The sequence below is a fragment of the Ensifer sp. GW821-FHT05G01 genome (genome assembly GCF_059419585.1).
The window spans coordinates 60113-81928 of the sequence record NZ_JBWKSC010000010.1; the positions used below are offsets into that span (position 1 = coordinate 60113).

Below are 21816 nucleotides of genomic sequence, written 5' to 3' on the forward strand. Positions count from 1 at the left end.
TCCCCTTGCCTCACTTACTTCGTCGCGATCAGCTTGTTGAGAGCCGCCTCGACAGTCATGGTCTCGCGCTCACCGGTCTTGCGATCCTTGAGCTCGACTTCGCCGTTAGCGATCGAACGTGGCCCAACGATGATCTGGACCGGCACGCCGATCAGATCGGCCGACGCGAACTTGGCGCCGGCGCGGTCATCCGTATCGTCGAGCAGCGCGTCGAATCCGGCAGCACCGAGCTTCGAGTAGAGCGTCTCGCAGGCTGCATCGCAAGCGGCATCGCCCGCTTTCATGTTGATGATCACGCCATCGAACGGCGAGATCGACTTCGGCCAGATGATGCCGTTGTCGTCATGCGACGCCTCGATGATCGCCGGGACCAGCCGTGTCGGGCCGATGCCGTAGGAGCCCATGTGGACCGTGTGCTCCTTGCCATCAGGACCGAGAACCTTGGCGCCCATCGCCTCGGAATACTTTGTGCCGAAGTAGAAGATATGGCCGACTTCGATGCCGCGTGCCGACACGCGGTCGCCTTCGGCGACTTCGTTGAACGCAGCCTCGTCATGCATTTCCGAGGTGGCGGCGTAACGCGACGTCCACTTGTCGAAGATCTTCTTCAGGCCGGCGACATCGTCGAAATTGGTGTCTTCACCGGGAATGTCGAAGCCGAGGAAGTCCTTGTGGCAGAACACTTCGGACTCACCGGTTTCGGCGAGAATGATGAATTCGTGGCTGAGATTGCCGCCGATCGGGCCGGTGTCTGCGCGCATCGGAATGGCACGCAATCCCATGCGCGAGAAAGTGCGCAGGTAGGCCGCAAACATCTTGTTATAGGCGTGCTCGGCGCCTTCGCGGTCGAGATCGAAGGAATAAGCGTCCTTCATCAGGAATTCGCGCGAGCGCATGGTGCCGAAACGCGGGCGGATCTCGTCGCGGAATTTCAGCTGAATATGGTAGAGATTGAGCGGCAGGCTACGATAGGACTTCACGTAGGAACGGAAGACGTCCGTGATCATTTCCTCGTTGGTCGGACCGTATAGCATCGGCCGGTCCTGGCGATCCTTGATGCGCAGCATCTCCTTGCCGTAGGCATCATAGCGGCCGCTTTCTTGCCAAAGTTCGGCGGACTGCAGCGTCGGCATCAGCAGCTCATTCGCGCCGGTGCGGTTCTGTTCCTCGCGGACGATCGCATTGACTTTGTCGAGAACCCGCTTTCCGAGTGGCAGCCAGGTATAAATACCCGAGGACTGCTGCCGGATCATGCCCGTCCGGAGCATAAGACGGTGGGAAACGATTTCCGCTTCCTTCGGATTTTCCTTCAAGATGGGCATGAAAAAGCGGGACAGGCGCATGACGGGTTCCAAAACTTGATGAACGTCGCACTATCGACGGATTCGGGCGAAATGACGTTGAGCTCAGGCACGCCGGTCTCACCAAAACAGGCAAAGGCGACCATTGCTTCTTGGGGTCGGCTCTCAAATTTCCGTCACCGACAAATCGGCTGGAACCTATCCGAGCCCTGCGTTCATAACCGCTTCGCGCTCGGATGAAAACCCTGCTTGCGGTGGGAATAGCACAGAGCGGGCAGAGAGATCTGAAGGAGAAACCGCAGGCCAAAAGCTGCGTCAAAAGAGCACGCTAGTAACAGGATTGCGACGATGCTTGTCAACGGAGAAATTTTATCCAACTGTAGCAAAAATGCAAAAAAACAGGGTGACATCGCCCAATGTTTGGGCTAATTTCGGCTCACAAAACAGGCATGAAGTCTAAATTCTTGCCGACTTTCGCGGTCAAGTCTTGGGAGGATAAGATCTTAGGCGCGCTTCGTCGCTGCCGCCGGAAACGGATTAGAGATCACGCGATACTTGAAAAACAAGGCTTTCAGCCTTGTTTTTTTTTGCCTTTCACCAGGCGAGACCACAGCGAAGCAGCTACACCTTCTTGAACTGTGTCAATTTCAGGGCGGTCAATCGTAGGATTGCCCGGGTTTCAGCCGACGGACCGCCCGAGCGCCTTCGTTGGACCTGTGCAGTCGAAAAATCCGGACACTTAACTGGGGATTATTGGCAAGCCGGTCCGCATCGACCGAAAAACGCCGACGTCACGCGACCGCGCACGTCTGGGCGATTGCCTCAGTAGAACTTCGGATAGAAGCGCGGGATGCTGTCGATGCCGTAGCCGAGCCGCACCGATACGATGTACCAGGCGAGCTGGATGACCGCCGCGATCGCCGTCGTCAACAGGATAACGCGCTTGGCACGGAACCGCGCCGGTGCGCTTTCGACGGTGCCGGGAACGACCTCGTTTTCCTCCGCCTGGGTGCGCACGCCAAGCGGCAGCACGGCAAACAGCGTCAGCCACCAGATAATGAAGTAGATGGCAAAGGTGGAGAAAAGCGGCATTTCCGGCTCCTGGTGAGGACCTCGCCCGAAGCGCACACTGGCCTTCTGTGGAACAATCCTCTCGACATTCTGCCTGCTTATAACGCCATGGGCGCGATCACACAAACCGGTATCGCGCGATCAACTGTCACACCTGTTCAAGTTCGATCAAGGTGCCTTGAAAATCCTTGGGGTGCAGAAAGAGCACCGGCTTGCCATGGGCGCCGATCTTCGGCTCGCCGTCACCGAGGACGCGTGCGCCAGACCCTTTCAATGCGTCACGAGCGGCAATGATGTCCTCGACCTCGTAACAGATGTGATGCATGCCGCCGGACGGGTTTTTGGCCAGGAACGCTGCAATCGGCGAGGTGTCGCCAAGCGGCTCCAACAGTTCGACCTTGGTGTTGGGCAGCGTCACGAAAACGACGGTAACCCCGTGCTCCGGCAAGGCCTGTGGCTCAGTCACCGTCGCGCCAAGCGTGGTGCGGTAGCTTTGCGTGGCGGATGCCAGATCCGGCACTGCGATTGCCACATGATTGACCCGTCCGAGCATCGCGATCCTCCAACCTTCCGACGACGAGAGAGCCCCGGACGTTTACAACGCCCGGGGCTCAGAGAAAATCAGACTTTGGTGACGAACACTGTCACCACGGGCTTCTTGCCCCAGATCTGGTTGGTCGTGCTGCGCACGGCGCGGCGCACAGCCTCCTGGAGCATGGCCAGATCCTTGCGCTTGGCACGCGGAATGCTTTCGACAGCACCGAGCACCGCGTCATAGAGCGTGTCTTCCATGTCTTCGCCCTCGTCGTCGAACTCGGGCAGGCCGATGGCAACAAGGTCCGGATCGCCGAGGAAGTCGTAGCGATTGTCGAGCACAACGTTAACGGAGACATGTCCGGCGAAGGAGAGCTTGCGCCGTTCGCCGATGCCCATCTCCTCGAAGTCGCCGATCAGCGAGCCATCCTTGTAGATCCGGCCATGCGGCACGGTATCGATGACCTCGGCCGGACCGGGTGCCAGCCGCAACATCTCGCCGTTGCGAAGACGCGGGACGCTGGCGATACCCGATTGCCGCCCAAGCTCACCGTGTGCCGTCAGATGTGCGGCTTCGCCGTGCACCGGCACGAGGATCTGCGGACGGACCCACTGGTACATCTGCTGCAATTCACTGCGGCGCGGGTGACCCGACACATGCACCAGCGCTTCGCTATCGGTGATGATGTGAATGCCCTGCTCGATCAGGCCGTTCTTGATGTCGTTGATCGCCTTCTCGTTACCGGGAATGGTGCGCGACGAAAACACGACGGTATCGCCGGCCGAGAAGGCAACGTTGCGCATCTCATCGCGGGCGATCTTGGCGAGCGCTGCACGCGGTTCGCCCTGGCTGCCCGTCAGGATAACGACGACCTTGTCGCGCGGCACATAGCCGAACTCGTCTTCGGCGAGGAACGGCTTGATGCCTTCCATCAGGCCGAGATCACGGGCGACGGCGACGACGCGCTTCATCGAACTACCGAGAAGAAGCACATCACGGCCGGCCTCTTCCGCAGCTTCGGCGATCGAGCGGATACGTCCCACATTCGAGGAGAAAGTGGTAATTGCCACGCGCCCTTCGGCCTTGGAGATGATCTCGGTCAGGCTGGCGGAAACCTCCTGCTCGGACGGCGAGACGCCGTCGCGAAGCGCATTGGTCGAATCGCAGACGAGCGCGAGCACGCCTTCGTCGCCGATCTTGCGGAAGCGTTGCTCGTCGGTGAGCGGCCCGAGCGACGGCTGAAGGTCGATCTTCCAGTCGCCGGTATGAACGACCGCGCCAAGCGGCGTGCGAATGATCAGCGACATCGGCTCAGGGATCGAGTGGTTGACACCGACCGCCTCGATTTCGAACGGGCCGACATTGATGCGGTCGCCCTGCTTGAAGATCGTGATCGGGATCTCGCCGCGGCTCTTTTCGAAGTCGCGCTTGGCTTCCAGCATGCCCGCCGTAAACGGAGAAGCGTAGACCGGCACATTCAGCCCCGGCCAGAGATCGTTGAGACCACCATAGTGATCCTCATGGGCATGGGTAATGATGATGCCCTTGAGATTGCGGCGCTCTTCCGCCAGGAAGCTGATATCGGCCAGCACCAGATCCACGCCCGGAAGCTCAGGACCCGGGAAAGTGACGCCGCAATCGACCATTATCCACTGCCGGTTACCGGGTTTTCCGTAGCCGTAGAGGCCAAGGTTCATCCCGATTTCGCCGACGCCGCCGAGCGGCAAGAACACCAGTTCTTCTTCTTGCGCCATGTTTTGATGCGCCCTTGTTTTGATTATCCGAAAAATACGTCGCCGGCGGCGATCGTCTGCATCGTGCTAGAGCCCGTATCGAGCATCAACCGGCCATCCTGATCAATACCGGCAAAGCGGCCGGAAAGCGACCGATCCGGCAGGTTCACCGTAATGGTCTCGCCGATGCCGCGCGCTGCCGCCCGCCATTGGTCTATGATGTGTGCCACACCCCGGCCCTGGTCCCAAACGGAAAGCGTTTCGGCCATAGTCAGGAACAGGTGGGCAAACAGTTCGTCCGGAGATACCGACGCGCCTTCGTTGCGAAGCGACGTCACCGGGTAGAGCGCCTCGTCCGGCGTGACAGCAATGTTGATGCCGCAGCCGATAACCAGCGCGCGACGGCCGTCTGCCAGGCTTTCGCCTTCAAGCAGGATGCCGCAGGTCTTCTTGCCGTCGATGAGAATATCGTTCGGCCACTTGATCTCGACCGGCGCACCGGCAAGCGGCATCACCTGACGGATGGCCCTGTGAACGGCCACGGCCACGGCCAGCGGCAGCGAGTGCAGCAGTTCGATCGGCGCCGGGTCAATCAGGAGGAGCGAGGCATAGAGATTGCCGGGCTCTGAAAACCAGGCCCGGCCGCGTCGGCCGCGTCCACCTGTCTGGCGGGCGGCGGTGATCCAGAGGTTTCCCCTGTCTCCCTCGCGCGCCCTCGTCAGGCATTCGCTGTTTGTAGAGCCGACTTCATTGAGCGCGACGTGCCGGAAATCGTCGAGCGAACCCCGGCCGCCGCCTTCAAGGCCGATCAAAAGAAGGTCCGAGCCGCGACTTCAGCGGCTTCGCCGAGCGGACCGCCGATCAGGACGTATCCAAGCACGAACAGGCCCGAGAGACCGAAGACCAGGCGAAGCTCGCCCGCCGTGCGGGCAAACTCGCCCTTGGCATCGTCGAACCACATCACCTTGATGACGCGCAGGTAGTAATAGGCGCCAACCACCGATGCGAGCACGCCAATGATCGCGAGCGCGTAGAGGTGCGCTTCGATCGCTGCCATGAACACGAAGTACTTCCCGAAGAAGCCTGCCATCGGCGGAATGCCGGCGAGCGAGAACATCAGGACCGTCAGGACAGTGGCCATGAAGGGGTTGGTCTGCGATAGGCCCGCGAGATCGTCGACGCTTTCGACATTCTCGCCGTCCTTGCGGCGCATGGCGAGAATGCAGGCAAACGTGCCGAGCGTCATGACCATGTAGATGAGCATGTAAAGCAGGACGCCACGGACACCTGCCATCGAGCCGGCAGCAAGACCGACGAGCGCGTAGCCCATGTGGCCGATCGAGGAATAGGCCATCAGGCGCTTGATGTTCTTCTGGCCGATTGCCGCGAAGGCGCCGAGCAGCATCGAAGCGATCGAGATGAAGACGACGATCTGCTGCCACTGAACGACGACAGGCTCGAAGGCGTTGATGACGATGCGAACGAAGATGGCCATGGCGGCAACCTTCGGAGCAGCGGCGAAGAACGCGGTCACCGGCGTCGGCGCACCTTCATAGACGTCCGGCGTCCACATGTGGAACGGCACGGCGGAGATCTTGAAAGCGAGGCCGGCCAGAATGAAGACCAGACCGAAGATGAGGCCGAGCGACGGCGTGCCGGTCGAAGTCAGGGCAGCCGCAATCTCGTCAAAACCGGTATGACCGGTGAAGCCGTAGACCAGCGACATGCCGTAGAGCAGCATGCCCGAGGACAGCGCGCCGAGGACGAAATACTTCAGGCCGGCTTCCGTCGAACGGATGCTGTCGCGGTTGATGGCGGCGACGACATAGAGCGCCAGCGACTGCAGTTCCAGCGACAGGTACAGCGACATCAGGTCGTTGGCCGAGATCATCAGGAGCATGCCGAGGGTGGCGAGCACCAGAAGCACCGGGAACTCGAAGCGGTCGATCTGCGACGAACGGGCATGGCCGACCGTCATCACCATGGCGGTGATCGAGCCGATCAGCGCCAGCACCTTCATGAACTTGGCGAAGGGATCGGACAGGAAGGCGCCGCCGTAAGCTTCGCCCTCGCCCGTCTTCAGGACGAGCCAGAGGCCGGCGATGATGAGAAGGGCAACCGCAAGGCCCGTGACGGTCGAGGTCGACTTTTCACCGGCGAAGACGCCGATCATCAAGAGCGCCATCGCACCGACCGCGAGGATCAACTCGGGTATCGAGAGCTGCAGGCTAGCGAGGAGGGTTTCAGCAGTCATGTCCAATCACGTCCTGTGGTCATTGCACCGAAAGCGCAACGTTTTGCGCTGCCTGCAGGGCTGCGGAGTAGTTGTTGACGAGCAGATCCACGGAGGCTGCGGTCGCATCGAAGATCGGTGCCGGATAGACACCGAAGAAGATCGTCAGGATCACCAGCGGATAGAGGATCGCCTTTTCACGTCCCGAGAGATCGAGCAGCGCCTTCAGGCTCTCCTTTTCCAGCGCGCCGAACACGACGCGGCGGTAAAGCCAGAGCGCATAGGCCGCCGACAGGATCACGCCGCTCGTCGCAAAGAACGCGACCCAGGTGTTGGCGCGGAAGGCGCCGACGAGGGTCAGAACTTCGCCGACGAAGCCTGACGTGCCGGGAAGACCGACGTTCGCCATGGTGAAGACCATGAAGGCGACGGCATATTTCGGCATGTTGTTCACGAGACCGCCATAGGCCGAGATCTCGCGGGTGTGCAGGCGGTCATAGACAACGCCGACGCAGAGGAAGAGCGCACCCGAAACGATACCGTGCGACAGCATCTGGAAGATCGCACCCTGGACGCCCTGCGTGTTGGCCGCGAAGATACCCATCGTCACGTAGCCCATGTGCGCAACCGACGAATAGGCGATCAGCTTCTTGATGTCGGTCTGCATCAGCGCCACCAGCGAGGTGTAGACGATGGCGATGACCGACAGCGTGAAGACGAACGGCGCAAAGTAGTCGGATGCCAGCGGGAACATCGGCAGCGAGAAGCGCAGGAAGCCGTAGCCACCGAGCTTCAGAAGGATGCCGGCCAGGATGACCGAACCCGCCGTCGGCGCCTGAACGTGTGCGTCGGGAAGCCAGGTGTGCACCGGCCACATCGGCATCTTCACCGCGAAGGACGCGAAGAAGGCGAGCCATAACCACGTCTGCATTTCACGCGGGAAGTTATAGGCAAGCAGTTCGGTGATGTCGGTCGTGCCGGCCTGCCAGTACATCGCCATGATGGCGAGCAGCATCAGCACCGAGCCGAGCAGCGTGTAGAGGAAGAACTTGTAGCTGGCGTAGACGCGGTCCTTGCCGCCCCACACACCGATGATGATGAACATCGGAATGAGGCCGGCTTCGAAGAACACATAGAACAGCACGATGTCGAGCGACACGAACACGCCGATCATGAACGTTTCCAGGATCAGGAACGCGATCATGTATTCCTTGAGCCGCTTCTCAACGGAGAACCAGCTTGCGAGCACGCAGAACGGCATCAGGAACGCGGAGAGCACGACGAAGAGCACCGAGATGCCGTCGACACCGAGATGATAGGAAATCCCGGTGCCGAGCCAGCCGTGCTTCTCGGTCATCTGGAAGCCCGGGTTCGAGCTGTCGAACTGGTACCAGATATAGACCGAGACGGCGAAGGTGAAGAGCGTCGTCAGCAGCGATACGTTCAGGATGTTGCGGCGGCCGTAGGCGCTGTCTTCTCTTGTCAGCAAGAGAAGCAGGACGCCGACGAGCGGCATGAAGGTGACCGCGGAAAGTACGGGCCAATCGGTCATCAGAAGGAACTCCCGAGCATCATCCATGTAACGAGCGCTGCGATGCCGATGAGCATGGCGAACGCGTAGTGATAGAGGTAACCGGTCTGCAGCCGGACGACACGATCGGTGACATCAAGCACGCGTGCCGCAATCCCGTTCGGGCCGAGGCCGTCGATGACCCGGCCGTCGCCTTCCTTCCAAAGGAAGACGCCGAGGCGCTTGGCCGAGCGTACGAACAGGAAGTCGTACAGTTCGTCGAAGTACCACTTGTTGAGCAGGAACTGGTAGAGGCCGCGATGCTGGTCTGCCAGGTACTTCGGCACATCAGGACGGCGGATATACATGTACCAGGCGGTTATCAGACCAAGCGCCATGGCGCAGAACGGGCTCCACTTAACCCACAGCGGAACGTGGTGGTATTCCTCGAGGATCTCGTTCTCGGCCGAGGTGAACAAGGCACCCTGCCAGAACTCGGCATAATGGTGACCGAAGAAATAGTCGTGGAACAGGAAGCCTGCCACTAGGGCACCAATGCCCAGGATGTAGAGCGGCACCAGCATGACCTGCGGCGATTCATGGACGTGGTGCATGACATCCGAGGAAGCGCGCGGCTTGCCGTGGAAGGTCATGAAGGTCAGACGCCAGGAATAGAAGCTGGTGAAGAGAGCCGCAATGACCAGCATCGAGAAGGCAAAGCCGGAAACCGCGCTATGGGCTGCGAACGCCGATTCGATGATCGCGTCCTTGGAGAAGAAGCCGGCCGTACCGATGACCGTGCCGGGAATGCCGACGCCGGTGAGCGCGATCGTGCCGATGAACATCATCCAATAGGTGACCGGAATGTGCTTCCGAAGGCCGCCCATGTAGCGCATGTCCTGTTCGCCATCGACGGCGTGGATGACCGAGCCTGCGCCCAAGAACAGCAGCGCCTTGAAGAAGGCGTGCGTGAAGAGGTGGAAGATGGCCGCGCCATAGGCGCCGACGCCGAGTGCCACGAACATGTAGCCGAGCTGCGAGCAGGTCGAATAGGCGATGACGCGCTTGATGTCGTTCTGAACGAGACCGACGGTCGCGGCAAAGAAGGCCGTGATCGCACCGATCAGTGTGACAACGGTCAACGCATCCGGCGACAGTTCGAACAGCGGCGACATGCGGGCAACGAGGAAGACGCCGGCGGTGACCATGGTTGCGGCGTGAATGAGGGCCGAAACCGGGGTTGGGCCTTCCATCGCGTCCGGCAGCCAGGTGTGCAACAGGAACTGCGCCGACTTGCCCATCGCGCCCATGAAGAGCAGCAGGCAGGCAGCGGTGATCGCATCGGCCTTGTCGAGGTGCATGCCGAACAGCGTGATGACCGCCTCCCCTGCTGCGGCACCTTCGGCCGGCAGGTAGGTCTGGGCAGCAGCAAAGATCGTCTCGAAGTTGACCGAGCCGAAGAGCACGAAGACGAGGAAGATGCCGAGTGCGAAGCCGAAGTCGCCGACGCGGTTGACGATGAAGGCCTTCATCGCGGCAGCGTTCGCCGACGGCTTCTTATACCAGAAGCCGATCAGCAGGTAGGATGCGAGACCCACACCTTCCCAGCCGAAGAACATCTGCACGAGGTTGTCAGACGTGATCAGCATCAACATCGCGAAGGTGAACAGCGACAGATAGGCGAAGAAGCGCGGACGATGCGGATCGTGGTGCATGTAGCCGATCGAGTAGACATGCACGAGCGTCGACACGGTGTTGACGACCACGAACATCACCGATGTCAGCGTGTCGACACGGAACGCCCATTCGACGTCGAAGCTGCCGGACTGGATCCAGCGCAGCACCGACACCTTGATCAGTTCCTGCTCGCCGAGCGCAACGTGGAAGAAGACGAACCACGACAATGCGGCGGTGATGATCATCAAACCGCTGGTGACAAATTCGGAAGCCTTGGCGCCGATCGAGTTACCGAAAAGGCCGGCGATCAGAAAGCCGATCAAAGGCAGGAAGACGATAGCCTTGATGATGGTATCCATAGCCCAATCAGCCCTTCATCATGTTGACGTCTTCAACAGCGATCGAGCCGCGGTTGCGATAGAAGACGACGAGAATTGCAAGCCCGATGGCGGCTTCCGCGGCCGCGACGGTCAGAATGAACAGGGCAAACACCTGGCCGGTGATGTCGTTCAGGAACGACGAGAAGGCGACCATGTTGATGTTGACCGCAAGCAGGATCAGTTCGACCGACATCAGGATGACGATGACGTTCTTCCGGTTCAGGAAGATGCCGAAGACACCAAGCGTGAACAGGATGGCGCTGACGGTGAGATAGTGGGAAATTCCGATTTCCATTTTTTAGTTCCTCGACCTCGCGTCCGAATTAAATGCCCTGCCCGGGCTTGACCGTGACCACCTCGACGGCGGTCTCGGGCGTGCGGGCAACCTGCTGCGGAATGCTCTGGCGCTTGATGTTCGTGCGATGGCGCAGCGTGAGCACGATGGCGCCGATCATGGCGACCAGCAGCACGAGGCCCGCGATCTGGAAGAAGTAGACATAGTGGGTATAGAGCACGTCGCCGAGCGCGGCCGTGTTCGTCCGATCGGCAATCGCCGGGATCGGCATCGAAATGCCCTTGGCAATCTCCGGCGAGAAGGTCGCGCCGCCAACGACAATGATCAGCTCGGCGGCGAGGATCAGACCGATCAGCGCACCAACCGGGGCATATTCAAGCACGCCGGCGCGCAACTCCGCGAAGTCGATGTCGAGCATCATGACGACGAAGAGGAACAGCACCGCTACCGCGCCGACATAGACCACGAGCAGGATCATCGCCAGGAACTCGGCGCCGGCCAGCAGGAACAGGCCCGCCGAATTGAAGAAGGTCAGGATCAGGAACAGCACCGAATAAACGGGGTTCCTGGCCGCAATGACCATAAATGCCGATGCCACCGCGATGAAGGCAAAGAGATAGAAAAAAAGAACCTGCAGACCCATGATCGGTGCCTTTTTCGTCTTGCACGGCGTGAGGCTCTTGCAGCCCCACTCCACTGGCAAAGCCGGACGCGTGTCCGGCCTTTGCCCCAAACTGTTTCACATGTGCCGCCGTTCAGGGGCGGCACCACGCAGCGGCCTCAGCGATAAGGCGAGTCCATTGCGATGTTGCGTGCGATTTCCCGTTCCCAACGGTCGCCGTTGGCGAGGAGCTTGTCCTTGTCGTAGTACAGCTCTTCGCGCGTCTCGGTGGCGAATTCGAAGTTCGGACCCTCGACGATGGCATCAACCGGACAGGCTTCCTGGCAGAAACCGCAATAGATGCACTTCACCATGTCGATGTCGTAGCGCACCGTGCGGCGAGTGCCGTCGTTGCGCCGCGGGCCGGCCTCGATGGTGATGGCCTGGGCAGGACAGATCGCCTCGCAGAGCTTGCAGGCGATGCAACGCTCTTCGCCGTTCGGATAACGGCGCAGCGCATGTTCGCCACGGAAGCGCGGGCTGACCGGCCCCTTTTCGAAGGGGTAGTTCAACGTCGCCTTCGGCTTGAAGAAGTAGCGCATCGACAGAAAGAACGCGCCAACGAATTCCTTGAGGAACAGCGAGCTGACGGCGTGCGAAAGACCGGCCATCATTTACCTCCAGACTTGCTGGCCTCAGAACGGCCAGCGGTATGCAACCGAGCGAAAGCCAGCATCATGCGGCTCCCGTCAGCTTGAGAACGAATGCAGTGATCACGACCATTGCGAGCGAGATCGGCAGGAAGACCTTCCAGCCGAGACGCATCAGCTGGTCGTAGCGGTAACGCGGAACGAAAGCCTTCACCATCGCGAACATGAAGAACACGAAGGATGCCTTGAGAACGAACCAGATGATGCCCGGGACCCAGTTCAGGAACCAGACGTCGACCGGAGGCAGCCAGCCGCCAAGGAAGAGAATGGTCGTCAGCGCGCACATCAGGCAGATGGCCGCGTACTCGCCGAGCATGAACATCATGTAGGGCGTGGAGCCGTACTCGACCATGAAGCCGGCGACGAGTTCGGATTCCGCTTCCGGCAGATCGAAAGGCGGACGGTTCGTTTCGGCAAGTGCCGAGATGAAGAACACCACGAACATCGGGAACAGCGCCAGCCAATGCCAGTCGAGGAACGACGCGGGCAAACCGAGGTTCGTGCCGATGCCGTTCGACTGCGCATTGACGATATCCGTCAGGTTCAGCGAGCCGACGCAGAGCAGAACGGTGACGATGACGAAGCCGATCGAGACTTCGTAAGAGACCATCTGTGCGGCGGAACGGAGCGCGCCGAGGAAGGGATATTTCGAGTTCGACGCCCAGCCGCCCATGATGATGCCATAAACTTCAAGAGAAGATATGGCGAACACAAAGAGGATGCCGACGTTGATGTTCGCGATCACCCAGCCGGCGTTGAGCGGGATCACCGCCCAGGCCGCCAGCGCCAGCGTCACGGAGACGAGCGGTGCGAGCAGGAAGATTGCCTTGTTGGCACCAGCCGGAATCACCGGCTCCTTGAAGACGAACTTCAAAAGGTCGGCGAAGGACTGGAAAAGACCCCAGGGGCCTACCACATTCGGTCCACGGCGAAGCTGGACAGCAGCCCAGATCTTGCGGTCGGCGAGTAGAATGTAGGCGATGAAAAGCAGCAGCGCGACCAGCAGCAGCAGCGACTGGGCAACCATGATGATCGCAGGCCAGACATAGGTCGAAATGAAAGCGTCCATGATACTCTATTCCCTCGCGCTCATTCCGCCGCAGCTTTGAAGTTGTTGCGTGCCAATGCCGAGCATTCGGCCATGACGGCGGATGCGCGCGCTATCGGGTTCGTCAAATAGAAGTCTTTGACCGGAGACGCAAACACGGATTTGCCCATCTCACCGGCTTTTTGAGCAAGTGCGGCAATTTCGTCGCCACTGCCGACAACGATTGCGTCGACATCGGCGAAATGCGGGTGCGCCGCATAGAGCTTCGACCGCAATTCGCCAAGCGAATCAAAGGGCAGCTTCTTGCCCAGAACGTCGGAAAGCGCACGGATGATCGCCCAGTCTTCGCGGGCGTCGCCCGGTGCGAAGCCGGCGCGGTTGCCGATCTGGACGCGGCCTTCGGTGTTGACCCAGGTCCCGGACTTTTCGGTGTAGGTGGCGGCCGGCAGGATGACGTCGGCAGCGTGCGCGCCGTTGTCGCCGTGCGAGCCGATGTAGACCGTGAAGCCCTTGCGGCCAGCCAGATCGATCTCATCGGCGCCGAGCAGGAAGAGAACGTCGGAGGCGGACACCATTTCGGCGGCCGTCTTGCCGTTCTTGCCCGGAACGAAGCCGAGGTCGAGACCACCGACGCGCGACGCTGCGGTGTGCAGAACGGCAAAGCCGTTCCAGTCCGCCGTCACTGCACCGACGGCGCCTGCGAGCTTCGCCGCAGCAGCGAGTACGGCAGCACCGCCCTCCCCTGCGACGGCGCCCTGGCCGATGATGATCATCGGACGCTGCGCCGCCTTCAAGGTGGCTGCGAACTTGCCCTTGCCGGACACGAGTTCGGCCAAAGTGTCGGTGCCTGCACCGAGGTATTCATATTCGTAGCGCAGTTCACCCGGCTCGCCGATGACGGCGATCGGGAAGTTGCCCATCCGGTAACGCTTGCGGATGCGGGCGTTGAGAACGGATGCTTCGAAGCGCGGGTTCGAGCCGATGATCAGCAGCGCGTCTGCGCTTTCGATGCCCTGAATCGTCGGGTTGAAGATGTAGCTGGCGCGGCCGAGCGACGGATCGAGTGCTGCGCCATCCTGGCGGCAGTCGATGTTCTCTGAACCCAGCGAAGCCAGCAGTTCCTTCAGCGCATACATTTCTTCGACGGACGCGAGATCGCCGGCAATGGCGCCGATCTTGTCGCCGGACGTCGCGGCAACGGCGACCTTGATCGCTTCGAACGCCTCACTCCAGCTGGCCGCCTGCAGGCGGCCATCCTTCTTGACGTAAGGACGGTCGAGACGCTGGGTCTTCAGGCCGTCCCAGATGAAGCGGCTCTTGTCGGAGATCCACTCTTCGTTGATGTCTTCGTTGACGCGCGGCATGATGCGCATCACTTCGCGGCCACGGGTATCGACGCGGATGGCCGAACCGAGCGCATCCATCACGTCGATGGATTCGGTCTTGTTCAGCTCCCACGGACGCGCCGTAAAGGCGAAGGGCTTCGAGGTCAGCGCGCCAACCGGGCAGAGGTCAACGACGTTGCCTTGCAGCTCGGAGGTCATCGCCTGTTCGAGATAGGTGGTGATCTCGGCGTCTTCGCCGCGACCGATCAGGCCGAGTTCGGCAATGCCAGCAACTTCCGTGGTGAAACGGACGCAACGCGTGCAATGGATGCAGCGGTTCATCACCGTTTTGACCAGCGGGCCGATATACTTGTCTTCGACGGCGCGCTTGTTTTCCTGGTAGCGCGAACTGTCGATGCCGAAGGCCATCGCCTGGTCCTGCAGGTCGCATTCGCCACCCTGGTCACAGATCGGGCAATCGAGCGGATGGTTGATCAGCAGGAATTCCATGACGCCTTCGCGCGCCTTCTTGACCATCGGCGTGGTCGTGAAGACTTCCGGCGTCTCGCCGTTCGGACCGGGACGCAGGTCGCGCACGCCCATGGCGCAGGAAGCGGCGGGCTTGGGCGGCCCTCCCTTCACTTCGATCAGACACATGCGGCAGTTACCGGCGACCGACAGCCGCTCATGGAAACAGAAGCGCGGAACCTCGGCGCCGGCCTCTTCGCACGCCTGAAGCAGCGTGAAATGATCCGGGACCTCGATCTCTTTTCCGTCGACTTTCAGCTTTGCCATCTTCGTACTCAATCCTGTCTTCCATCCGTCCACCTTCGAGGCGACGGACAATTCCAACACAGCCATGCTGCTTGCCGGTGGTGACCCCTTGAGGTCACCGCCTCTTATTCTTTCGCGCCTTTCAGCGCCTTTGCCTGCTTTACCCAGTCGTCGCGCTGAATGCGTCCGCCAAAGCCCAGTTCGTCGTCGAAGCGAGCGACATCGGCTTCACTCCACGCGGCGATATCGGCGAACCGCCGAATGCCCTTGCCGTTCAGCACCTGCTCGAGCTTCGGGCCGACGCCGGAAATCCGCTTGAGGTCGTCGGCGGCACGAGCCCTCGGCTTCGAAGCAGGCTGAGCCTTTGCAGGCTCCACCGACTTCTTCTCAGTCTTCGGCTTGGGGGCCGGGCTCTTCTTCGCCACAGTCGGCTTCACGGTCTCTTGCGGTCTTGCTTCCGTCTGGGCCAGAGCTGGCTTGATCGGAGCGACTTCAGCCGGAACGCCTGCCTGCATCTGGCCGGCCAAAGCCGAACCCTTCTGCAACGCTTCGACCGCGCCCTGCATCGCACCGAGCATGACGCCAGCGATGTGGCTCGACAGACCGAAACCCAGTGCGGTTGCAGCCGCAACAGCACCTGCCGGATGCGCCATCAGCGGATGCAGCGGCACGTTCGGCATGGTCTTCATCCATTCGGCCATGCCGAACGGATCGGCCGGATCGCCGCCAAGCGGACGTGCGGATGAATTGCCGCCTGCGGCCTCTCCCCTCACCTGTCCATACTTGCGTGCGCCGACCATGGCCCGTTACTCCGCCGCTTCCAGCACCGCGCCATGCGACGACGCGTTGCGTGTGTATTCGTCGATGCGCGCTTCCATTTCCGGACGGAAATGCTTGATCAGGCCCTGGATCGGCCAGGCGGCTGCGTCGCCGAGCGCGCAGATCGTGTGGCCTTCCACCTGCTTGGTCACGTCGAACAGCATGTCGATTTCGCGCTTCTGGGCGCGACCCTGAACCATGCGTTCCATCACGCGCATCATCCAGCCCGTGCCTTCACGGCATGGCGTGCACTGGCCGCAGCTCTCATGCTTGTAGAAGGCCGAGAGACGCCAGATCGCCTTGATGATGTCGGTGGACTTGTCCATGACGATGACGGCGGCGGTGCCAAGACTGGAACCGACCTCACGCAGCCCGTCGAAATCCATGATCGCGTCCTTCATCTGCGCGCCGGGCACGCAAGGGACGGATGATCCACCGGGGATGACGGCAAGCAGGTTGTCCCAGCCGCCGCGAATGCCGCCACAGTGCTTTTCGATGAGCTCATGGAACGGGATCGACATGGCGTCTTCGACCGTGCACGGACGATTGACGTGCCCGGAAACCGAATAGAGCTTTGTGCCATGGTTGTTCGGACGACCAAAGCTCGTGTACCAGCCGGCGCCGCGGCGCAGGATGGTCGGGGTAACCGCGATCGACTCGACGTTGTTGACCGTCGTCGGGCAGCCGTAGAGACCCATGTTGGCCGGGAACGGCGGCTTCAGGCGCGGCTGGCCCTTCTTGCCTTCAAGGCTTTCGAGCAGGGCCGTCTCTTCGCCGCAGATGTACGCGCCGGCACCATGGTGCACGTAGATGTCGATGTCGTAGCCGAGCTTGTTGTTCTTGCCGAGCAGGCCGTAAGCGTAGCACTCGTCGATGGCTGCCTGCAGCGCCTCGCGCTCGCGGACGAACTCACCGCGCACGTAGATATAGGCGACATGCGCACCCATGGCGAAGGAGGCGATGACACAGCCTTCGATCAGCGTGTGCGGGTCGTGACGCATGATGTCACGGTCCTTGCAGGTGCCCGGTTCGGATTCGTCGGCGTTGACGACGAGATAATGCGGACGGCCGTCGCTTTCCTTCGGCATGAAGGACCACTTGAGGCCTGTCGGGAAGCCGGCGCCGCCACGGCCGCGAAGGCCGGAGGCCTTCACTTCGTTGACGATCCAGTCGCGGCCCTTTTCGAGCAGCTGCTTGGTGCCGTCCCAATGACCACGGCTCATCGCGCCCTTGAGAGACTTGTCCTTGAGGCCGTAGATGTTGGTAAAGATGCGATCTTCATCTCTGAGCATGGTTCACCTCTTTACCGCGGCTTCTTGCCGAAAACTTTGATGTATTCGGCTTCGCCACCCTTGGCGAGCGCCTTGGCCTGCTTGACCCAATCGTCACGTTCGATCCGGCCCTTGAAATTGAGATAGCTGTCGACCCATTCGCGTTCGACCTTCTTCCACGACGCGACCTGCGCGAAGGTGAAGATGCCGAGTTCGTGCAGCGTGCCTTCGATCTTCGGGCCAACACCCGAGATCAGCTTGAGGTCGTCGACGGAACCGGGCCGCGAAATGCCTGCCGGACGGTTCTTGTCTTCAAGCGACGGCTTGCCGGAAATCTCGGCTGCCTTGGCGGGCTTCGACTTGTCGACTGTGTCGCCTTCGACCTTGGCATTTTCGGCCGCGGCCGCCTTTGCCGTTGCCGGCGTCTTCACGGCGGCGCTGGTTTCGATGGCATCGGTCTTGACGCGTGCGGCATTCGACGGCGGCACGCTGACGGCAGGCGCTTCGCCGGCCTTCTTGGCTGCAGCCGGAGCCTTCTTCACCGGTGCATCCGGAGTCGCCAGTGTCGTCGGGCCACCTTCTGGTGCCGAGAAGATGCGGTCGACCTGCGGGCCGGTCGCAACCTCGGCGCCCTTGCCTGCATCAAAGCGGTCGATGATCTGCTCGAGTTGCTCGGGCGTCAGGTCTTCATAGGTATCCTTGAAGATCATGACCATCGGCGCATTCACGCAGGCGCCCTGACATTCAACTTCTTCCCACGACAGCGTCCCGCTCTCGTTGAGGGTGAAGGGATCATGGGCGATCTTGCTCTTGCAGACGCGGATCAGGTCTTCAGCGCCACGCAGCATGCACGGCGTCGTGCCGCAGACCTGGATGTGAGCGCGCGTGCCGACCGGCTTCAGCTGGAACTGGGTATAGAAGGTCGCAACTTCGAGCGCGCGGATATAGGCCATGCCGAGCATGTCGGCGATCGATTCAATCGCCGCCTTCGTTACCCAGCCGTCCTGCTCCTGCGCCCGCATCAACAGCGGAATGACCGCGGACTGCTCGCGGCCTTTCGGATACTTCTGGATTGTCATTTGTGCCCAAGCGGCATTTTCGCGATTGAACGCGAAAGCCGCCGGCTGGACATTGTCTTCGGCTAGTCGACGAACAGACATTCTTCACGACACCTTATCAGTTAATCGATCCACACCGCGACTTCGTCACCGAAACGAACTCGCAGGCATAGGCCGACTGGTCTTTTTGTAAAAATACGATGTAGCGCGTGCCATTGGCCACGGCTGCCTTGATCTCGTAGCCGTTGGCCACGAGCTCGGCCATCGAGCCCCCACGCATTCCGGCAGACGCTTCGCTGTTGGCGGAATCCTGCGCGGATGCCGCCGTTGCCAGCACAAGAAATCCAGCCGTTGCCAGGGGCGCGAAACGCATCAGCGATCCACCTCACCGAACACGATATCGAGGGAGCCCAGCACCGCCGAAACGTCGGCAAGCTGGTGTCCGCGACAGAGGAAGTCCATCGCCTGCAGATGCGCGTAGCCCGGGGCACGGATCTTGCAGCGATAGGGCTTGTTGCTACCGTCGGAGACGAGGTAGACGCCGAATTCGCCCTTCGGCGCTTCGACGGCTGCGTAAACATCACCTGCCGGCACGTGGTAGCCTTCGGTGTAGAGCTTGAAGTGGTGGATCAGCGCTTCCATCGAGCGCTTCATCTCACCGCGCTTCGGCGGAACGATCTTGCCGTCCATCGACGAAACCGGGCCGACCTTGGCATCGCCGAGCAGGCGGTTGACGCACTGGCGCATGATCTTTGCCGACTCGCGCATTTCGATCATGCGGATAAGGTAACGGTCGAAGCAGTCGCCGTTCTTGCCGATCGGAATGTCGAATTCCATATCCGAATAGCATTCGTATGGCTGCGAACGACGCAAGTCCCAGGCTGCGCCCGAACCGCGAACCATCACGCCCGAGAAACCCCAGGCCCAGGCGTCTTCCAGTTTGACGACGCCGATGTCGACGTTGCGCTGCTTGAAGATGCGGTTGCCGGTCAGAAGCTCGTCGATATCGTCGACGGTCTTCAGGAACGGGTCGATCCACTTGCCGATGTCTTCGACCAGCTCGTGCGGCAGATCCTGATGCACGCCACCGGGGCGGAAATAGGCCGAGTGCATGCGCGCACCGCAGGCACGCTCGTAGAACACCATCAGCTTTTCACGCTCCTCGAAGCCCCAGAGCGGCGGTGTCAGCGCGCCGACGTCCATGGCCTGCGTGGTCACGTTCAGAAGATGCGACAGGATACGGCCAATTTCCGAGTAGAGAACGCGGATCAGCTGGCCGCGGATCGGAACTTCGGTTCCGGTCAGCTTTTCGACGGCAAGCGCAAAGGCGTGTTCCTGGTTCATCGGCGCGACGTAGTCGAGCCGATCGAAATAGGGAACAGCCTGCAGATAGGTCTTGGTCTCGATCAGCTTTTCGGTGCCGCGATGCAGCAGGCCGATATGCGGGTCGACGCGCTCGACGATTTCGCCATCAAGCTCGAGCACCAGACGCAGAACGCCGTGCGCCGCCGGATGCTGCGGACCAAAGTTGATGTTGAAATTGCGGACGTTATGTTCGGTCATACCGATTGCTCCAGGCCGGACGGCGCCCTCTGGGGGTCGCCGCGGGCCGACTTAGTCTCACCGTGCTTTCGCCTTCTCGTCGCCGGGCAGGACGTATTCGGTCCCTTCCCACGGGGAGAGGAAGTCGAAGTTCCGGAATTCCTGCTTCAGTTCGACGGGCTCATAGACGACGCGCTTGGCTTCGTCATCATAGCGAACCTCGACAAACCCGGTAACCGGGAAGTCCTTGCGCAGCGGATGCCCCTCGAAACCGTAGTCCGTCAAAATGCGACGCAGGTCCGGATGGCCGGTAAACAGAATGCCATACATGTCGTAGGCTTCGCGCTCGAACCAGTCGGCGCCCGGAAAGACGCTGGTGGCCGACGGCACGGGTTCGCCTTCGCCGGTCGCAACCTTGATGCGCACGCGCAGATTCTGGCGCGGAGACAGCAGGTGATAGACGACGTCGAAACGATCCGGCCGCTGCGGCCAGTCGACGCCACAAACATCGACGAAGTTGATGAAAGCGCACTGCACGTCATCACGCAGGAACGTCAACAGCTCGATCAGGTTTGCAGCCGTCGTCGTCAGCGTCAGTTCGCCGTAATTGATCGCGGCGTCCGAAATCAGCTGGCTGCGCGTCTCGCGCAGATAGGAGGCAAGCTCGTTCAGGGCTTCACTCATGTTCAGAACCCCCTACCCTTAGCGTTCGATCGTGCCGGTCCGGCGGATCTTCTTCTGCAGCAGAAGCACGCCGTAAAGCAGCGCTTCTGCCGTGGGAGGACAGCCTGGCACATAGATATCAACGGGCACGACACGGTCGCAGCCACGCACGACGGAATAGGAATAGTGATAATAGCCGCCGCCATTGGCGCACGAGCCCATCGAGATCACGTAACGCGGCTCCGGCATCTGGTCGTAGACCTTGCGGAGTGCGGGCGCCATCTTGTTGGTCAGCGTGCCGGCGACGATCATCACGTCGGACTGGCGCGGTGAGGCGCGCGGCGCAAAGCCGAATCGCTCAGCGTCGTAACGCGGCATCGACATCTGCATCATCTCGACGGCGCAGCAGGCAAGACCGAAGGTCATCCACATCAGCGAACCGGTGCGCGCCCAGGTGATGAGCTCGTCGGTCGAGGTAACCAGAAAACCCTTGTCGGCGAGCTCGTTGTTGATCTCGCCGAAGAATGCATCATTGCTGCCGATCGGCTTGCCGGTCGAGGGATCGATGATCCCCTTCGGCTTAGGCGCAACGAGCGTGGTGCCGGATGCTAGTTCCATTCCAGCGCTCCCTTCTTCCATTCATAGATAAAGCCGATCGTCAGCACACCGAGGAAGACCATCATGGACCAGAATCCAAACCAGCCGAGCTGATGGAACGAAACGGCCCACGGGAAGAGGAAGGCGACTTCCAAGTCAAAGATGATGAAGAGGATCGACACAAGGTAGAATCGAATGTCGAACTTCATGCGAGCGTCGTCGAACGCATTGAAACCGCATTCGTAGGCCGACAGCTTTTCCGAATCAGGCGCCTTGAACGCCACGGCGAAAGGGGCAATCAAAAGTGCCACACCGATCACAAGTGCGATTCCAATGAAAATCGCGATCGGAACATAGGAACCGAGAAGTTCAGTCATTGTTATCCGTCCCTGCCTGCGGGAGGGCGCATGGGAGAGCGCCAAACAACAAATCTCGCAGGCCGAAAAATATGTTGCAACGCCAGAGTGGTTAGCGCAGCCCGCGCTTGCGCGCAAGCCTTCGAGGGGCATTTAAACCGGTTCGCGACACAGGATTGGACGACGTGCCGCGGCAAAGCGCTGATTTGCAGGGATGGGCAGACTTTACGGTAAAATCGTAGCTTGAAGGACAGATTGCCGCACTGCAAAAGAGGCTATTCGCAATCATATTATATCGGAGGTATCAAGGGGTAAAT

General features: G+C 60.6%; 21 protein-coding genes. All 21 read right to left on the reverse strand.

Going from position 1 to position 21816, the window contains the following annotated elements; genetic code table 11:
• Positions 1-14 precede the first annotated feature (14 nt).
• The 21 genes from proS to AC07UR_RS22785 all read right to left on the reverse strand — a co-directional run bounded on the left by proS (position 15) and on the right by AC07UR_RS22785 (position 21520).
• The gene (proS, locus tag AC07UR_RS22685) at positions 15-1343 is read right to left on the reverse strand and encodes a proline--tRNA ligase (protein WP_209791256.1); all 1329 of its coding nucleotides are present in this window, start codon (positions 1341-1343) and stop codon (positions 15-17) included.
• 780 nt (positions 1344-2123) lie between these two features.
• A complete protein-coding gene (locus AC07UR_RS22690; protein ID WP_025426599.1) occupies positions 2124-2393 on the reverse strand; it encodes a DUF1467 family protein in 270 nt (89 codons plus the stop codon).
• 127 nt (positions 2394-2520) lie between these two features.
• The gene (gene mce / locus AC07UR_RS22695) at positions 2521-2925 is read right to left on the reverse strand and encodes a methylmalonyl-CoA epimerase (protein ID WP_209791255.1); all 405 of its coding nucleotides are present in this window, start codon (positions 2923-2925) and stop codon (positions 2521-2523) included.
• 68 nt (positions 2926-2993) lie between these two features.
• Positions 2994-4661 (reverse strand): ribonuclease J, encoded by a 1668-nt coding sequence (locus tag AC07UR_RS22700; RefSeq protein ID WP_173419683.1) that lies wholly within the window; start codon positions 4659-4661, stop codon positions 2994-2996.
• Between the two features lie 23 nt (positions 4662-4684).
• Positions 4685-5449 carry a biotin--[acetyl-CoA-carboxylase] ligase gene (locus AC07UR_RS22705; RefSeq protein WP_209791296.1) on the reverse strand — a complete coding sequence of 255 codons (765 nt, stop codon included), beginning with the start codon at positions 5447-5449 and terminating at the stop codon, positions 4685-4687.
• A complete protein-coding gene (gene nuoN / locus AC07UR_RS22710) occupies positions 5449-6894 on the reverse strand; it encodes an NADH-quinone oxidoreductase subunit NuoN (RefSeq protein WP_173419682.1) in 1446 nt (481 codons plus the stop codon). Before nuoN ends, AC07UR_RS22705 begins: the two co-directional genes overlap by 1 nt.
• A gap of 19 nt (positions 6895-6913) precedes the next feature.
• Positions 6914-8425, reverse strand: coding sequence for an NADH-quinone oxidoreductase subunit M (locus AC07UR_RS22715; RefSeq protein ID WP_209791254.1), 1512 nt, complete (start codon positions 8423-8425; stop codon positions 6914-6916).
• Positions 8425-10419 carry an NADH-quinone oxidoreductase subunit L gene (nuoL, locus tag AC07UR_RS22720; protein WP_209791253.1) on the reverse strand — a complete coding sequence of 665 codons (1995 nt, stop codon included), beginning with the start codon at positions 10417-10419 and terminating at the stop codon, positions 8425-8427. Before nuoL ends, AC07UR_RS22715 begins: the two co-directional genes overlap by 1 nt.
• A gap of 7 nt (positions 10420-10426) precedes the next feature.
• Positions 10427-10735, reverse strand: coding sequence for an NADH-quinone oxidoreductase subunit NuoK (nuoK, locus tag AC07UR_RS22725; protein WP_025426592.1), 309 nt, complete (start codon positions 10733-10735; stop codon positions 10427-10429).
• Between the two features lie 28 nt (positions 10736-10763).
• Positions 10764-11378 carry an NADH-quinone oxidoreductase subunit J gene (locus tag AC07UR_RS22730; protein ID WP_173419679.1) on the reverse strand — a complete coding sequence of 205 codons (615 nt, stop codon included), beginning with the start codon at positions 11376-11378 and terminating at the stop codon, positions 10764-10766.
• Positions 11379-11515: 137 nt separating this feature from the next.
• Positions 11516-12007: an NADH-quinone oxidoreductase subunit NuoI gene (gene nuoI / locus AC07UR_RS22735; protein WP_112809906.1), complete on the reverse strand. Its 492-nt coding sequence runs from the start codon at positions 12005-12007 to the stop codon at positions 11516-11518.
• 64 nt (positions 12008-12071) lie between these two features.
• Positions 12072-13115 (reverse strand): NADH-quinone oxidoreductase subunit NuoH, encoded by a 1044-nt coding sequence (gene nuoH / locus AC07UR_RS22740; protein ID WP_077498487.1) that lies wholly within the window; start codon positions 13113-13115, stop codon positions 12072-12074.
• A gap of 20 nt (positions 13116-13135) precedes the next feature.
• Positions 13136-15214, reverse strand: coding sequence for an NADH-quinone oxidoreductase subunit NuoG (gene nuoG / locus AC07UR_RS22745; protein WP_173421003.1), 2079 nt, complete (start codon positions 15212-15214; stop codon positions 13136-13138).
• A 104-nt stretch (positions 15215-15318) separates the two neighbouring features.
• Positions 15319-15993: a helix-hairpin-helix domain-containing protein gene (locus tag AC07UR_RS22750; RefSeq protein WP_209791252.1), complete on the reverse strand. Its 675-nt coding sequence runs from the start codon at positions 15991-15993 to the stop codon at positions 15319-15321.
• Positions 15994-15999: 6 nt separating this feature from the next.
• Positions 16000-17304, reverse strand: coding sequence for an NADH-quinone oxidoreductase subunit NuoF (nuoF, locus tag AC07UR_RS22755; RefSeq protein WP_173419677.1), 1305 nt, complete (start codon positions 17302-17304; stop codon positions 16000-16002).
• An 11-nt stretch (positions 17305-17315) separates the two neighbouring features.
• Positions 17316-18443 carry an NADH-quinone oxidoreductase subunit E gene (locus AC07UR_RS22760; RefSeq protein ID WP_173419676.1) on the reverse strand — a complete coding sequence of 376 codons (1128 nt, stop codon included), beginning with the start codon at positions 18441-18443 and terminating at the stop codon, positions 17316-17318.
• A gap of 16 nt (positions 18444-18459) precedes the next feature.
• A complete protein-coding gene (locus tag AC07UR_RS22765) occupies positions 18460-18714 on the reverse strand; it encodes a hypothetical protein (RefSeq protein ID WP_173419675.1) in 255 nt (84 codons plus the stop codon).
• On the reverse strand, positions 18714-19904 hold the full coding sequence (locus tag AC07UR_RS22770) for an NADH-quinone oxidoreductase subunit D (protein ID WP_209791251.1): 1191 nt from the start codon (positions 19902-19904) through the stop codon (positions 18714-18716). Before AC07UR_RS22770 ends, AC07UR_RS22765 begins: the two co-directional genes overlap by 1 nt.
• Positions 19905-19961: 57 nt before the next feature.
• Positions 19962-20567: an NADH-quinone oxidoreductase subunit C gene (locus tag AC07UR_RS22775; protein WP_176352083.1), complete on the reverse strand. Its 606-nt coding sequence runs from the start codon at positions 20565-20567 to the stop codon at positions 19962-19964.
• Between the two features lie 18 nt (positions 20568-20585).
• Positions 20586-21164, reverse strand: coding sequence for a NuoB/complex I 20 kDa subunit family protein (locus tag AC07UR_RS22780; RefSeq protein ID WP_077498495.1), 579 nt, complete (start codon positions 21162-21164; stop codon positions 20586-20588).
• Positions 21155-21520, reverse strand: coding sequence for an NADH-quinone oxidoreductase subunit A (locus AC07UR_RS22785; protein ID WP_112809915.1), 366 nt, complete (start codon positions 21518-21520; stop codon positions 21155-21157). Before AC07UR_RS22785 ends, AC07UR_RS22780 begins: the two co-directional genes overlap by 10 nt.
• Between the last annotated feature and the right edge of the window lie 296 nt (positions 21521-21816).